This window comes from Microbispora sp. H10670 (assembly GCF_014161385.1).
GTDB lineage: Bacteria > Actinomycetota > Actinomycetes > Streptosporangiales > Streptosporangiaceae > Microbispora > Microbispora triticiradicis.
Genome location: NZ_JABBWW010000011.1, coordinates 125,670 through 140,168 on the forward strand (window position 1 = coordinate 125,670; position 14,499 = coordinate 140,168).

A 14,499-nucleotide genomic window follows, 5' to 3' on the forward strand; every position below is an offset into this window, starting at 1 on the left:
TAGTCGAGGTCGTTGGGGCTATAGCGCAGTCCGGTAGCGCACTTCGTTCGCATCGAAGGGGTCTGGGGTTCAAATCCCCATAGCTCCACCACGACGAGGGCCCGTCAGGTGATCCACCTGGCGGGCCTTTTCGCTGCTCGCAGACGTTTCGCTACGTGCCGGGCCGTTCGCCGTCGAGTCCGGTCGGTGCGGACACCGTGGCGCGCTGGCTAGTCTGCCGTCCATGATCCCCCTCGCGAGGCAGCGCCTGACCCCCGCCGAAACCGGTCCGGCGCTGCGCGCGCTGTGCGAGTGGACGCCGGGCGACGCCCCGGGCGGCGGCCTCCATCCCGGAGACGTGGGGTGGCACCTGCGGTTCGACGACGCGGCCGTTCTTCTCTGGACCGATGATGTGGCGCCGGTTGCCGTCGGCCTCCTCGACGGCCCTGTGCTGCGCGTGACCGCCGCGCCCGGCGCCGATCTCGGGGCGCTCGCGGCCGACGCCGAGGAACTGCTCGAGCCCGGCAACGATCGGTCCGACGGTCTGCCTGTGCCCGGGTGGGAGCTCGACCAGGAGGAGCCCTGGCTCGTCATGTCGTGGCACCCGCGGCCCGTGTCGAGCCGTGCCGAGCCGGTCGGTGCGGCCGGTGCCGCCGACCGGGTGCTGGTGCAGCGGTCCGCCTTCGCGGGGTCCACGTTCACCGTCGAGCGCTGGCGCACGATGAAGCGGTCGTCGGCCGGCGGGCTGGCCGTGGAGGCGCTCGTACGCACGCCCGCGGGGGAGCCCGCAGCCGCCGCGACCGGATGGTTCGCGGGTGCGGGCAGGTGCGGGCTGCTGGAGCCGGTCGGCACCCATCCGGACCATCGAGGGCACGGATACGGGCGCGATGCCGTGCTGGGCGCGTGCGCGGCTCTCGCCCATCGGGGCGCGAGCGCGGTCGCCGTCGCGACGCCGTCCGCGAACGACGCCGCGGTGGCGCTCTACCGATCGGCCGGGTTCACCGTTGTGCGCGAGGATCGCCACTGGGTTCGTCCTCGACGAGCGTGAACAGCGCCGTCACCTCGCCCGCAAGCGCTCCACGCGCCGTAGCGGGTTGAGATCCCCGGCCGGGAGCTTCGTCGATCGATCAGGACGTGATGGTCAGGAGGAGGCGGCTATCAGGCCGACCACGATCAGCACCAGGGACAGGGCGGCGACCGCCGATCCCGCGATCACGGCGGTCCTGCGGCCCCGTCTGATCTTGAAGACGTACAGCAGGACGTAGGGCAGGAAGGCCAGCGCCGCGAGACCGGTGGCGGGAAGCGCCATGGCCCGCAGGACGCCCTTCGTGCCGGACGGCAGCGCCCGGTCACCCTCGGGGGTGAGCTGGGCCCGCGTCACGTCCCCCGCCTCCGAGTCGGGCGAGGCGGCCACCGCGACCGCGTCTCCGCCGCCGTCGGGGACGAACTCGCCCTTGCAGTCGTACCGTCCCTGGCCGAGGGAGACGCAGGAGACGACGGTGAGGGTGCCGGGAGTGCCGATCTTCCCGGTCGCGAGCCGGAAGTCCGGCACCGCGACCACGAACGGCAGCACGCCGAGTGCGAGCCAGCAGATCAGGAGGATGCCCATCCCGATCTTGCCCGGCATGCGGCGCCCCGGGGTCACGGTCGTGGTGAGTCCCTCGAAAGCCTCGGTCAGGTCCATGACGCCAGCATGGCGCCGCGCACTTGGGACTGACCTGGAACAGGCTTGCCAGGCCGAGCCGACCCGGTACGAGCGACGAGCCGAAAAAACAATTGACGGAGTGAGTGCTCACTCCGCACTATTGATCGCATGACAGAGATGACGACACCACGCCGGAGAGCGCCGGCGATGAGCACGGAGCAACGCAGAGAGATGATCGTGGCCGCGGCGCTTCCCCTGGTCGCCGACCACGGCGCCGCGGTCACCACCAGCCAGATCGCCCGCGCGGCCGGCATCGGGGAGGGCACGATCTTCCGGGTCTTCACCGACAAGGACGAGCTCCTCGACGCGTGTCTCGTCGAGGCGATGAACCCCGGCCACGTGCTGCGCGAACTGGCCTCGATCTCCCTCGACGAACCGCTGGCCGATCGGCTGACGCAGGCGGCGGAGGCGCTGCGCGCCCACCTGGGCCGCATGGGAACCGTGATCGGCGCCCTGCACGGCACCACCGGACACCGCCGTGAGCGAGGTTCCGGAGAGCGGCAGGCGCCCGGCGGCAGGGAGGCGTCGATGAAGGCGACCCACGAGGCGATCGTCGAGTTGATCGAGCCCGACCGGGCGGCGCTGCGCCTGGAGCCCGGAAAAGTCGCATCGGTCTTCCTGGGGATGCTCTTCACCCGGCCCCTTCCCGCGTCCGGCGACCTGGGCTCGTCTCCTGGGGAGCTCGTCGACGTCCTGCTGCACGGCATTCTCGGGGCCCCTGGGAGCGGGGCATGACCATCACGTTGAACCACACCATCGTCCCCGCCGCGGACAACCGCGAGGCGGCCCGCTTCTTCGCCTCGATCATGGGTCTGGAGGAGATGCCGCCCGCCGGCTGCGACGGCCACTTCGCGCCCGTACGGGTGAACGACACGCTGACCCTGGACTTCATGACCGTGGACGACCCCGTCGGCGTGCATCTGGCCTTCGACGTGGACCCGGCCACGTTCGACCGGATCCTGGCCCGGCTGCGGGAGGCCCGGGTGCCCTACGGCAGCGATCCGGCCCATCCCGGCAACGGCCGGATCGACCACCCGCTGTGTCCGCGCGGGCTGTTCTTCGTCGATTCGGCGCGCAACCTCTACGAGGTCATGTCCCCCGCCTGACCGCGGCCGGTGATGCGGACGGGGGACTCCGGATGAAAGTTGCAGGGCCGTGCGCCGTTCGTCCCGCGCGTACGGCCCCACGCGCCCGCGTTTCATTGACCACGAGTCCACATTCGCGGACGATCCGGGGCAAGGGGGCCGGCCGACACGAGGAGTGGGGATGACACGGAGCAGAACGGGGACGGGCGCCTGGATCACGGCGGCCCTGCTGGCGGGGGCCGCGATCGTCGCGCCCGCGGCGGCCCGCGCGACCGCCGGGACCACGGTGGCCTACACGACGTTTCCGCCGAGCCCGTCGCCGACGGCGAGTCCCACTGCCTGCCCGGCGATTCAGCCTCCGTCGGAGCAGAACACGCCGCCGACCGCCCCGGGAGCGCCGACGGACGTCCAGGTCTTCATGACGCAGGTCCTCCTGCGCTGGGCGCCCGCCAGCGACGCGGACGGCATCGCCTGCTACCAGGTCCGCGAGGTGTGGAACGGCGCTGAAAGGGTCGTGGGCACCTTCGCGGGCACGGTCACCTCGGGCTCCGTCTACCTGCCGTGGCCGCCCTACGGGGTCCCGTCCCAGGTCCACCAGCTGTACGTCGTGGCGGTGGACACGAAGGGGGCGGTCAGCCCGCCGTCCGGCTCGGTCTCCGTGACGATCTACAACGACATCGTCACCCCGCCCTCGCCCTCGGTCTCACCGGCCGTGGTCACCTGCCGGGTGGCGGTCAGCTCCTCCGACTGGTGGAGCGGGATGAGCACGAGCATCACGATCACCAACGCGACCGAGACGCCCGTGAGCGGATGGCGCCTCAAGTTCGTCTTCCCCGACCCCGGGCAGAAGCTGACCACGGGCTGGTCGGCCACCTGGTCGCAGGCCGGCTCCGAGGTGACGGCGGTGAACCTCGACTGGAACAAGACCATCGCGCCGGGCAAGTCCGTGACCATCGGCTTCCTCGGCAGCCACACCGGCTCGAACCCGTCGCCGACGAGGTACACCCTCAACGGCGCCTCCTGCGCCTCCTGACCGGCTTCGGGTTCCCGCCGTCCCTCGCCCGAAGGGACGGCGGGAACCCGGGCGAGGCTCAGCCGAGGCCGGCGTACTGGCGGGGGCGCAGCGCCTGCGCGCGCAGCGCGGCCAGCGCGGCGCGGCGGCCCGTGCCGGTGAGCCGCCAGACGTACGCGTCCCGGGCGGCCGGCCCTGAGCCGCCCGAAGCGCCGCCCGAGAGGCCGAGGGCGTCGAGACGGTGCCGGAGCCGGGCCAGCGGATGGGAGAGGTCGACGCCGGTGACACGTCCGCCGTCGGCCGAACGCCAGCCCTCGCCGTTGACCACCTCGGCGACCCGCTCGCGCAGGTCGCCGTCCGGTTCGGCGTCGCCGTCCACCAGGATCATCAAAGCGGACTCGCGGATGGAGATCTCGAAGTCGTGTTCGCCGGGGGCGGGGACGAGCAGGGTGGCCGCGGCGGCCTCCCACAGGGCGGCGGGATCGTCCAGGAGGTTCCGGCCGGTGGTCGTGAGCACCAGCCTCCTCCCACTGCGCCGCAGCGCCCCGAGGTCGTGGACGGCGATCCGCCTGAGCTCGGTCATGGCGGGCACGTCGGCCTCGCCGCGCACCGCCCGCGACTCCGCGCCCGGCCTCGTAGGGGCGGCCCAGCCGAAGCGGTCCGCCGCCTCGGCCGCCACGGCCCGCCCGACGTTGAGCCGTTCGGTCAGGCGGACGCCGGTGCGGGCCAGGTCGAGCAGCCAGCGCAGCGGCTCCAGGTGGGGCTCGGCCGGTGCCTCGATGGGCGCGTGCAGCCGTACCTCGAAGGGCTGGGCGAGCTCGCGGCGGGCGGTGCCGCGCCCGAGCACCCAGCGGTTCAGCCGCTCGCCGTGCACCCGGTGCAGCCAGCAGTCGCCGCCCAGCTCGGCCCGGGGGGCGGTGAGCCAGCGGCGGGTCAGCTCCTCGCGGTCCACCGGATCGCCGGCGACGATGGCGAGCTCCAGCGCGGCGGCGCAGGCGACGTGCGCCCCCAGCTCCTCCGGGCCCATGATGGAGCTCCAGGACAGCTCGGGGACGTCCGGGGGCAGCACCCCCGTCGACTCCAGCTCACGGTGGTAGGCCGAGGTGCCGGCCTCCTCGCCCTCCCTGGCGTACGTGAGCAGGATCCGGGCGGTGGCGGGGGAGTCGCACAGGGCGGCGTACCGCTCCATCCCGGCGAGCCGGAGCAGCTTGCCGAGCGCGCGTGCGATGGTCGCCGGGTCGCCCGGGACCTTGATCGGCAACGTGTACCAGAGGAACTCGCACACGTCGAACTGGCTGATCGTCTCCAGCGCCTCGCCGCCGGCGAGCCATTCCACCGCGACACGGGCGGGCTCGGCGATGTCCGGTTCGGAGCGCTCCAGTTGGACCAGGAGCGCGGCGACGTCAGGTGCGGGCATGACCCGCAGTCTGCCGTATCGACCCCATCGTTGACGACGACCCGGTAACACTGACGACCACCCCCTCTGGGCGCAACGGTACGGCCCAACCATACGGGGGTGTCAGATCCAGGAGTCGAACAGCATCCTCGCGTGCCAGGAGTCGTACGGGATGACCTCGGCCGCGATGACCGGATAGAGCCAGCCGAAGTTCACCAACGCGAGGAGGACGAACGCGCCGACGACGGCGGTGCCGACCACGCGGCGGTTCGGCCGGGCCGGGTCGGCTCGCCCCATGATGAGGCCGCAGCCCAGCACGATCGCCAGGATCATGAACGGCACCATCGGCATCGCGTAGAACGCGAACATCGTCCGGTTGTCGGAGATGGAGAAGTAGAACCACGGCAGCCATCCGGCGGCGTAGCCGAGCAGCACCGAGCCCGCGCGCCAGTCCCGGGTCGCGACGTACCAGGCGATCATGCCGATCAGCGCGAGGAGCCCGGCGAACCAGATGATCGGCGTGCCGGTGCCGAGGATCGAGTAGGAGCAGCTGGGCGCGCCGCACGTGGTGGGCGACTCGTAGAAGAACGCCACCGGGCGCAGCAGCATCGGCCACTGCCAGGGCCTCGACTGGTACGGGTGGGTCTGTGCGAGGCCGGTGTGGAAGCTGAGCACCTGGTGCTGGTAGTCGAACCACGACCGGAGCGAGTCGATGACGAAGTAGGCGGGGCCGTTGGCGGTGGCCTGCTCCCAGTTGCGCCCGTAGCCCTTGTCGGTGACGAACCATCCCGTGAACGAGACGAGGTAGGTGAGGGCCGGGACGACGGCCATCCAGGCCGCCGCGAGCGGCAGATCGCGCACGACGACGCCGCGGAAGGGGCGAGGCACCCCGGCGGTCCGCCGCGCGCCCAGGTCCCACAGCAGCACCATGACCGCGAACGCGGCGATGTAGAAGGCCGCGGTCCACTTGGTGGCGAGGGCCGCGCCCAGGCAGAGCCCGGCGCCGAGGAGCCAGGGCCGCAGGCCCGTCCGCGGGCCGTCGTCCGGCGAACCCGCCTCGTGCCAGGAGACCAGCCGGGAGCGGAACCAGTCGCGGTCGGCGACCAGGCAGGCGAACCCGGCGACCACCCAGAACATCAGGAAGATGTCCAGCAGGGCCGTACGGGACAGCACGAAGTGGAGGGCGTCGAGGGAGAGCAGCAGACCGGCCACGCAGCCGAGGAGCGTCGAACGGGTCATCCTGCGGGCCGTGCGGGCGAGGATCAGGATCGACAGCGAGCCGAGCAGCGCGGCGGCGAACCGCCAGCCGTACGGGTTCGGGCCGAAGAAGACCTCGCCGAGGCCGATCATCCACTTGCCGAGGGGCGGATGCACCACGTACGAGGCGCACTCGCCGACGGTCGGGCACTGCTTGAAGATGTGGTCGTTCCCGGCGAGCAGGAGCTTGTCCGCGCCGTCCACGAACTGCCGCTCGGCGCCGTACCTGACCGTCGCCCAGGAGTCCTTGGCGTAGTAGGTCTCGTCGAAGACGACCGCGTGGGGCGTGCCCAGCCGGAAGAAGCGCAGGAACGCGCCGAACAGGGCGATCACGATGGGGCCGACCCAGCCCCACATGACGCTGCCGGGCATGGGCGGCACCAGCCGGTCGCGAAGGGACACCGCGGGAGCTTCGCCCTCAGGTTCCTCTTCCGGCTGCTCGAACGCCTTGTGGGAATAGTCGGTCACGGCCACCCCGACAGATTACTGGTGAGTCCCCGCGGAGGACACGATTCGCGCTGGGATCGGGGCCTGCGAGCCTCTCACCGTGAATGTTTCACACCCTGGGCGGACGAGGGACGTCGCGGGGCCGCCGCGCGCCGGTCATAGGGTGGACGGGTGCTCGTTCTCGCCGCGGCGCCCATCGGCCAGCCCAAAGACGCCTCCCCCCGGCTCCGCGAGGTGCTCGCGACGGCCGACGTGATCGCGGCGGAGGACACCCGCCGGCTGCGGCGGCTCACGGCCGACCTGGAGGTGACCCCGGCGGGCCGGGTGGTGTCCTACTACGACGCGAACGAGAGCGCGCGGGCCGCCGAACTGCTGGAGGCGCTGCGCGAGGGGCGCACCGTCGTCGTGATCACCGACGCGGGCATGCCCGGGGTGTCCGACCCCGGCTACCGGCTGACCCGCCTCGCGGTCGAGGCCGGCCTGCCGGTGACGGCGCTGCCCGGTCCGTCGGCGGTGACGACGGCACTCGCCGTGTCCGGGCTGCCGAGCGACCGGTTCTGCTTCGAGGGCTTCCCGCCGCGCAAGCCGGGGGAGCGGGCCCGGCGGCTCGCCTCGCTGGCCGCCGAAGAGCGCACGATGGTCTTCTTCGAGGCGCCGCACCGCCTGCGGGCGACCCTGGAGGCGATGGCGGAGGCCTTCGGCCCCGGACGGCCCGCCGCCGTCTGCCGCGAGCTGACCAAGACGTACGAGGAGGTGCGGCGCGGCGGCCTGGGCGAGCTGGCCGGATGGGCGGCCGGCGAGGTCAGGGGAGAGATCACGCTCGTCGTGGCCGGACGGACGGCCGAGGAGGCCGCGCCCGGCATCGACGAGCTGGTCGAGGAGGTGGCCCGGCGCGAGACCGCGGGAGTCCCCCGCAAGCAGGCCATCGTCGAGGTGGCCAAGGCCGCGGGCGTCTCCAGGCGCGACCTCTACAACGCCGTCCACACCTCCTCCCCCTGACCGCTCTCCCCCTGGTCGCTCCGCCGCTCCGCCCGCGCTCCGGCCCGGCGCCGTACGAGGTCACGCACGGTTATGGCGGCGGCGAGGCAGGCGAGCGGGACGGCGGGCAGCAGGTAGCGGTAGTCGAACTCGGCGGTCGCCGCCGGCGCCAGGATCAGACCGGCCGACGCCAGCCAGGGCAGCAGCACGGGCCCGCCGAGCTCGCGCCAGCGCCGCACCACGCCGTACAGGCCGAACAGCAGCAGCAGCCCCAGCACGAGGCCCGGCAGCCGGACGACCTTCTGGTAGGCGATCATGAAGTTCGACCAGGGCGAGACGATTCGCGTCGCGGCAGGCCCGTTCTCGTACGCCTCGGCGTCCTTGTCGGTGGTGCTGTGGTAGGAGCTCCACTTGGGCAGCTTGCGCGTGTACTCGTTGGAGAACTCGTACTGCTTGTAGGTCTTGGCATCCGGGAAGCGCGGGCGGCCCCAGTGGAAGGCGCGGAAGAAGTCCTTGGCCACCGCCGCGAGGTAGTCGCCGGGCTGCGACAGGATCGCCTTCTTGGCGAACGCGCTCGCGTTCGCGTTGATCTCCGGGGTGAACTTCATGCCCGAGCCGAACACGTGGAGCTGGTTCTGGTCGTCCCACCACAGGTACGCCTGGGAGTAAGGACCGCGTTTGTCCGGCGGCGTGTTGATGCACAGCAAGGCCAGTTCCAGCTCACGCCGCTCGTCGAGGTCCATCTTGTGGCAGTCGGCGAACAGTGACGTCCGCATGTAGAGGATGACCCCGTCGCTGTTGGTCATCGCGAACTGCCCGTTCACCGCCTTGAACCAGCCCATGTACGCCAGGACGGGCAGCGCGCAGGCGACGACCATGGCGGCGATCGGCCGCCACCCGGCCCGCTTGATCACCAGGTACGCGACGACGAGCGCGAGGATCGGCAGGCCGATGCTCCGGGTCAGCGCGGTCACCGCGAGCAGCAGCCCGACGGCGGTCCCGCCGCGCCAGGTCATCCTCTCCCGCCACAGCACGAGCGTCACCACGCCCACCACGAGCAGGATGAACATGCCGTCCGACATGACCAGCTGTTCGAGCTGGATCTGGTAGGCGTCGAACAGCACCGGGGCCGCCGCGAGCGTGGCGCCCCAGCCCGGCATCCCGAATCTCCTGGTCAGCAGCGCGTAGATCAGGACCGCCGCGGCCAGTCCCATCAGGTGCTGGGTCAGGATGACGAGCGAGAAGCTGTGGAACGGCCTGAGCAGGAGCAGCCAGAAGCTGTATCCGTCCGGGCGGATCGGGTGCGGCCGGGGGCGCAGCGCCACCGACACGTAGTCGTAGGAGTCGTTGAACCACATCGCCGGGCCGAAGCCGAGCATCGTGACGATCCGCAGCACGAAGCCCACACCGAGGGTGACCGCGAAGACCCGGTGCCGGCGCAGCAGGGCGGCCGCGCGGCCCCATCGGCCGAGCGGGACCGCGTCCACCGAGGGAGGATCCGCGATCGCGACCATCAACGTCGCGCGGGGGCGACCGGCTGCCTGAGCAGGCGGGCGGGTCCCCGCTTCCTCCCCTCGGATCTCGTCGGTGATGTCTTCCGATTTCCGGTGCCGGGCCCGTCCTCTGCGTCGCCGTCCGGGCGGTGACGCGGGCCGCCCGCCGCTCCGGCGGTGGGTGGAGTCACGGTTACAGAATGCCAGCCGTTTCGCCGACTTGACTCGGACGCTACCGGGAAGCAGGCATCATTGGTGTCCTGCCGTCATATGCAAGGAGTTGCGACGTGGAACTTACCGTTGTCATGCCATGCCTCAATGAGGCCGAGACCGTTGAGATCTGTGTCCGCAAGGCTCTCACCTGCATGCGGGAGAACGGTGTCGACGGCGAGGTGGTCATCGCCGACAACGGCAGTACGGACGGCTCGCAACAGCTTGCCCGCGACGCGGGCGCCCGGGTGGTCCACGTCGACGCGAAGGGCTACGGCAACGCACTGATCGGCGGCATCCGCGCCGCCCGTGGCAGGTACGTCATCATGGGCGACGCCGACGACTCCTACGACTTCACCAACCTGATGCCCTTCGTGGAGCAGCTCCGGGACGGCGCCGAGCTGGTCATGGGCAACCGGTTCCGCGGCGGCATCGCGCCGGGCGCCATGCCCCCGCTCCACCGCTACCTGGGCAACCCGGTCCTGTCCTTCATCGGCCGGCTGTTCTTCCCCAGCGAGATCGGCGACTTCCACTGCGGCCTGCGGGGCTTCCGCCGCGACTCGATCCTGCGGCTCGGGCTGCAGACCGGCGGCATGGAGTTCGCCTCCGAGATGGTCGTCAAGGCGACCCTGCAGGGGCTCGACGTCCGCGAGGTGCCGACGACCCTGTCGCCCGACGGCCGCTCCCGCCCGCCGCACCTGCGCTCCTGGCGGGACGGCTGGCGCCACCTGCGCTTCCTCATGCTCTACAGCCCGCGCTGGCTGTTCTTCATCCCCGGCCTGGTGCTGATGACCCTCGGCCTCGTGGCCGGCGCCGCGCTCACGTTCGGCCAGGTGCGGATCGGCAAGCTCGCCTTCGACGTCGACACGCTGGTCGGCGCGTCCGCGATGGTGGTGATCGGCTTTCAGGCCGTGCTGTTCGCGCTGTTCACCAAGGTGTACGCGGCCGAGGAGGGCTTCCTCCCCGAGGACCGGCGGGTCAGGAAACTGGTCGACATCGTCACGCTGGAGCGTGGCCTGCTGGCCGGTGGCGCGCTCGCGGTGGCCGGTCTCGCCGGCCTGGTGGCCTCGCTGTCCCACTGGGGCGGCCGCGGCTTCGGCGAGCTGATCCCGGCCGAGTCGCTGCGTCTCGTCGTGCCGTCGGCGACCGCGTTCGTCATGAGCTTCCAGACGATCTTCGCGTCGCTGTTCATCAGCATCCTCGGCATCCGCCGCTCGCGGGAGACCCCGGCCGACATCGCCGCGTCCGCCGCGGAGGAGGCCGCCGAGGCCGTCAACCAGGACGTCAACCGCGAGTCCGTGGCCTGATCCCGGCCTTGGTCCCGGCCTGATCCCAGCCTGATCCGGGGCCTGATCGGGCGCTCGCGCGGACCCGTGTGCCGCCCCTGTTATCCAGGGGAGGCACCGGTCGCGGACCGATAGGATTTGCGCATGGCGGCTACAGGAACGACAGCATCCGGGGAGTCGGCGTACTACGTGACGACGCCGATCTACTACGTCAACGACGCCCCGCACCTGGGCCACGCCTACACGACCGTCGCGGGCGACGTGCTCACCCGCTGGCACCGCCAGCGCGGCGAGAAGGTGTGGTACCTCACCGGCACGGACGAGCACGGTCAGAAGGTCATGCGCACGGCCGAGGCGAACGGCGTCACACCCCAGGAGTGGTGCGACAAGCTCGTCGAGGACGCCTGGAAGCCGCTCTGGGAGCACCTCCAGATCGCCAACGACGACTTCATCCGTACCACCGAGCCGCGCCACACCGACCGCGTGCAGGAGTTCGTGCAGGACCTGTACGAGAAGGGCGAGATCTACAAGGGCGGCTACGAAGGGCCGTACTGCGTCGCGTGCGAGGAGTACAAGTCGCCCGGCGACCTGCTGGAGGGCGACCTGTGCCCGATCCACAAGCGCCCGGTGGAGTGGCTGAAGGAGGAGAACTACTTCTTCCGGCTCTCCGCGTACGGCGAGCGGCTGCTGGAGTTCTACGAGCGCAACCCCGACTTCATCCGGCCCGCCTCGGCGCGCAACGAGGTCGTGTCGTTCGTGAAGCAGGGCCTGCAGGACCTGTCGATCTCGCGGTCCACCTTCGACTGGGGCGTCCCGATCCCCTGGGACACCAAGCACGTCATCTACGTGTGGATCGACGCCCTGCTCAACTACGCCACGGCCGTCGGGTACGGCTCGGACCAGGAGAAGTTCGACGCCACCTGGCCGGCGAACATCCACCTGGTCGGCAAGGACATCCTCCGCTTCCACGCGGTGATCTGGCCCGCCATGCTGATGGCGAACGGCCTGTCGCTGCCGCGCGGGGTCTTCGCCAACGGCTGGCTGATGGTCGGCGGCGAGAAGATGAGCAAGTCCAACCTGACCGGCATCTCGCCGCGTGAGCTGACCGAGCACTTCGGCGTGGACGCCTACCGCTACTACTTCCTGCGGGCGATCCCGTTCGGCCAGGACGGCTCGTTCTCCTGGGAGGACTTCTCCGCCCGCTACACCTCCGAACTCGCCAACGACTTCGGCAACCTGGCGTCCCGGGTGGCCGCGATGGTCGGCAAGTACTTCGAAGGCACGCTTCCCGAGGCGACGGACGCCGGTCCCGCCGAGCAGGCGATCGCGGACGGCCTGGCCGCCGCGGCGGCCCAGGCGGACACCCTGATCGGCGACAACCTGGACTTCTCCGCCGGGATCGGCGCGATCTTCGAGTTCGTGAAGCAGGTCAACGGCTACCTCAGCGACCAGGCGCCCTGGAAGGTCGCCAAGGACGAGTCGCCCGAGGGGCAGGCGCGGCTCGCCACGATCCTCTACACGGCGGCCGAGTCGCTGCGCGCGATCGCGGTGCTGCTGCACCCGGTCATGCCGGGCACGAGCGCCAAACTGTGGGCGTCCCTCGGGGCGGAACCCCACCTCGGCGCGCTCGCGGACCAGCGGATCGCCGACGTCGCCACCTGGGGCGGGCTTCCCGCCGGGGCGCAGGTCGTCAAGGGAGAGATCCTCTTCCCGAGGCTGGAGAACGCCTGACCATGTCGCGAGAGCGTCCGGCGCCGCCCGAGGCGCTGCCCGCAGAGGTGTTCGACAGCCACTGCCACCTCGACATCATGGTCGGCAACCGACAGGCGTCCTCGGGCGACCAGGTCGCGCTGGCGGCGCAGGCGGCCGGGGCGAACGTCGAGTCGATTCTGGCCGAGGCGCGAGCGGTCGGCGTGACCCGCCTGGTGACCGTCGGGTACGACCTGCCGTCCTCCCGCTGGAACGCCGCGGTGGCCGCCGGGCACCGCGACGTGTACGCCGCCGTGGCCATCCACCCCAACGAGGCGCACGCGTCCACGCCCGAGGTCCTCGCGGAGATCGAGGACCTCGCGCGGCGGCCGGACGTGCGGGCGGTGGGGGAGACCGGGCTCGACTACTTCCGCGACTGGGCCTCGAAGGAGGACCAGCACGCGAGCTTCCGCGCGCACATCGAGATCGCCAGGCGGACCGGGAAGGCCCTGGTGATCCACGACCGGGACGCGCACCACGACGTGCTCGCCGTGCTCGCCGACCAGGGCGCCCCGGACGTGGTCGTCTTCCACAGCTTCTCCGGGGACGCCGAGATGGCCAAGCGGTGCGTGGACGCCGGCTACTACATGTCGTTCTCCGGCCCGGTGACGTACAAGAACGCCGGGTATCTCCGCGAGGCGGCGGCGGTGGCCCCGCCCGAGCTCGTGCTGGTCGAGACCGACGCGCCCTACCTGCCGCCGACGCCGCACCGGGGCAAGCCCAACGCGCCCTACCTGATCCCGCTCACGCTCCGCTGCCTCGCCGAGGTCAAGGGCATGGACGTCGCCGATCTCGCGGCCCGGGTCTCCGCGAACGGCGAGGCGGCGTTCGGCGCCTGGTGAAGGCTCCCGGTGACCGGTGCCGGTCGTCGGTGCCGCTGACCGGTTCCGGGTGGCGGCACAGGTCGTCGGCATAAGTGGGAGGCACGGGCCGGCGGCGCCCGCCGGTGGTCCGGGCCGGCGCGGGGATGCCCGACACTGGAGTCATGAGTCTGCTCGGGCCGGTCGAAGTGCGCGTGTTGGCGGAGAAGCTGGACCTCCGCCCGACGAAGAGGCTGGGGCAGAACTTCGTGATCGACGGCGGCACGGTCCGCCGGATCGTCCGGGTCGCCGAGGTCGCCCCGCAGGACGTGGCGATCGAGATCGGCCCCGGGCTCGGCTCGCTCACCCTGGCGCTGCTGCCGGAGGTCGCCCAGGTCGTCGCCGTGGAGATCGACCCGGTGCTGGCCGGGCAGTTGCCGCTGACGGTCGCGCAGCGGGCTCCCGAGGTGGCGGACCGGCTGACCGTGGTGCACGCCGACGCGCTCAAGGTCGGCCCCGCCGACCTCCCGGCCGAGCCGACCGTGCTGGTGGCCAACCTGCCGTACAACGTGTCGGTGCCGGTCGTGCTGCACCTGCTGCGGGTGCTGCCGTCGCTGCGGCGCGGGCTGGTGATGGTGCAGGCGGAGGTCGCCGACCGCCTGGCCGCCGCTCCGGGCTCGCGCGTCTACGGAGTGCCCTCGGTCAAGGCCGCCTGGTACGCCGACGTGCGCCGGGCCGGCCCGGTGGGCCGCAACGTCTTCTGGCCCGCGCCGAACGTCGACTCCGGCCTGGTCTCCCTCGTACGGCGCGAGCCGCCGGCGACGACGGCGACCCGCGAGGAGGTCTTCGCCGCCGTCGACGCGGCCTTCGCCCAGCGCCGCAAGACGCTGCGGGCCGCGCTCGCCTCCTGGGCCGGTACGCCCGCCGCCGCCGAGGAGGCACTCGTCAGGGCCGGAGTCGACCCGTCGGCCCGTGGCGAGCAACTGCGCGTCGAGGACTTCGCCCGCATCGCCGAGCAGCGCGCCGCCAGATCCCCCCGCCCAGCGACCACCCCCTGACCCGCCGGGCGGCCTCTCGGCTCGACGAGGGCCCGCCGCAGTGG

At 71.7% G+C, this 14,499-nt stretch carries 13 protein-coding genes and 1 tRNA gene; 10 read left to right on the forward strand and 4 right to left on the reverse strand.

Features of this window, described 5'->3' with window-relative positions; translation table 11 throughout:
- Window positions 1-14: 14 nt before the first annotated feature.
- Both HHX33_RS17745 and HHX33_RS17750 read left to right on the forward strand, forming a co-directional pair.
- Window positions 15-91: transfer RNA gene (locus tag HHX33_RS17745), tRNA-Ala, on the forward strand.
- Between the two features lie 132 nt (window positions 92-223).
- On the forward strand, window positions 224-1,027 hold the full coding sequence (locus HHX33_RS17750; protein WP_182875576.1) for a GNAT family N-acetyltransferase: 804 nt from the start codon (window positions 224-226) through the stop codon (window positions 1,025-1,027).
- A gap of 93 nt (window positions 1,028-1,120) precedes the next feature.
- Here HHX33_RS17750 and HHX33_RS17755 read toward each other — a convergent pair whose 3' ends face one another.
- Entirely contained in the window at window positions 1,121-1,663 is a 543-nt protein-coding gene (locus HHX33_RS17755; RefSeq protein WP_182875577.1) for a hypothetical protein, read from the reverse strand.
- A gap of 168 nt (window positions 1,664-1,831) precedes the next feature.
- On the opposite strand from HHX33_RS17755, the gene HHX33_RS17760 reads away from it, so the two are divergent.
- The 3 genes from HHX33_RS17760 (at window position 1,832) to HHX33_RS17770 (ending at window position 3,802) form a co-directional block, all read left to right on the forward strand.
- Window positions 1,832-2,419 (forward strand): TetR/AcrR family transcriptional regulator, encoded by a 588-nt coding sequence (locus tag HHX33_RS17760; RefSeq protein ID WP_220501912.1) that lies wholly within the window; start codon window positions 1,832-1,834, stop codon window positions 2,417-2,419.
- On the forward strand, window positions 2,416-2,790 hold the full coding sequence (locus tag HHX33_RS17765) for a VOC family protein (RefSeq protein ID WP_182875578.1): 375 nt from the start codon (window positions 2,416-2,418) through the stop codon (window positions 2,788-2,790). Before HHX33_RS17760 ends, HHX33_RS17765 begins: the two co-directional genes overlap by 4 nt.
- A gap of 160 nt (window positions 2,791-2,950) precedes the next feature.
- Entirely contained in the window at window positions 2,951-3,802 is an 852-nt protein-coding gene (locus HHX33_RS17770) for a cellulose-binding domain-containing protein (protein ID WP_182875579.1), read from the forward strand.
- A gap of 58 nt (window positions 3,803-3,860) precedes the next feature.
- On the opposite strand, the gene HHX33_RS17775 is transcribed toward HHX33_RS17770, so the two are convergent.
- A complete protein-coding gene (locus tag HHX33_RS17775; RefSeq protein ID WP_182875580.1) occupies window positions 3,861-5,198 on the reverse strand; it encodes a hypothetical protein in 1,338 nt (445 codons plus the stop codon).
- A gap of 102 nt (window positions 5,199-5,300) precedes the next feature.
- Complete coding sequence (locus HHX33_RS17780) at window positions 5,301-6,806, reverse strand: dolichyl-phosphate-mannose--protein mannosyltransferase (RefSeq protein WP_259402600.1); 1,506 nt, start codon at window positions 6,804-6,806, stop codon at window positions 5,301-5,303.
- 246 nt (window positions 6,807-7,052) lie between these two features.
- On the opposite strand from HHX33_RS17780, the gene rsmI reads away from it, so the two are divergent.
- Window positions 7,053-7,880 (forward strand): 16S rRNA (cytidine(1402)-2'-O)-methyltransferase, encoded by an 828-nt coding sequence (gene rsmI, locus HHX33_RS17785; protein WP_111701407.1) that lies wholly within the window; start codon window positions 7,053-7,055, stop codon window positions 7,878-7,880.
- On the opposite strand, the gene HHX33_RS17790 is transcribed toward rsmI, so the two are convergent.
- A complete protein-coding gene (locus HHX33_RS17790; protein WP_310741423.1) occupies window positions 7,850-9,346 on the reverse strand; it encodes a hypothetical protein in 1,497 nt (498 codons plus the stop codon). The genes rsmI and HHX33_RS17790 overlap by 31 nt on opposite strands.
- 293 nt (window positions 9,347-9,639) lie before the next feature.
- On the opposite strand from HHX33_RS17790, the gene HHX33_RS17795 reads away from it, so the two are divergent.
- The 4 genes from HHX33_RS17795 to rsmA all read left to right on the forward strand — a co-directional run bounded on the left by HHX33_RS17795 (window position 9,640) and on the right by rsmA (window position 14,455).
- Window positions 9,640-10,869: a glycosyltransferase family 2 protein gene (locus HHX33_RS17795; protein WP_208759110.1), complete on the forward strand. Its 1,230-nt coding sequence runs from the start codon at window positions 9,640-9,642 to the stop codon at window positions 10,867-10,869.
- 123 nt (window positions 10,870-10,992) lie between these two features.
- Window positions 10,993-12,579: a methionine--tRNA ligase gene (gene metG / locus HHX33_RS17800; RefSeq protein ID WP_111701405.1), complete on the forward strand. Its 1,587-nt coding sequence runs from the start codon at window positions 10,993-10,995 to the stop codon at window positions 12,577-12,579.
- 2 nt (window positions 12,580-12,581) lie between these two features.
- Window positions 12,582-13,439, forward strand: coding sequence for a TatD family hydrolase (locus tag HHX33_RS17805; protein WP_182875582.1), 858 nt, complete (start codon window positions 12,582-12,584; stop codon window positions 13,437-13,439).
- A gap of 143 nt (window positions 13,440-13,582) precedes the next feature.
- Entirely contained in the window at window positions 13,583-14,455 is an 873-nt protein-coding gene (gene rsmA, locus HHX33_RS17810; RefSeq protein ID WP_182875583.1) for a 16S rRNA (adenine(1518)-N(6)/adenine(1519)-N(6))-dimethyltransferase RsmA, read from the forward strand.
- The last annotated feature ends 44 nt before the right edge of the window (window positions 14,456-14,499 follow it).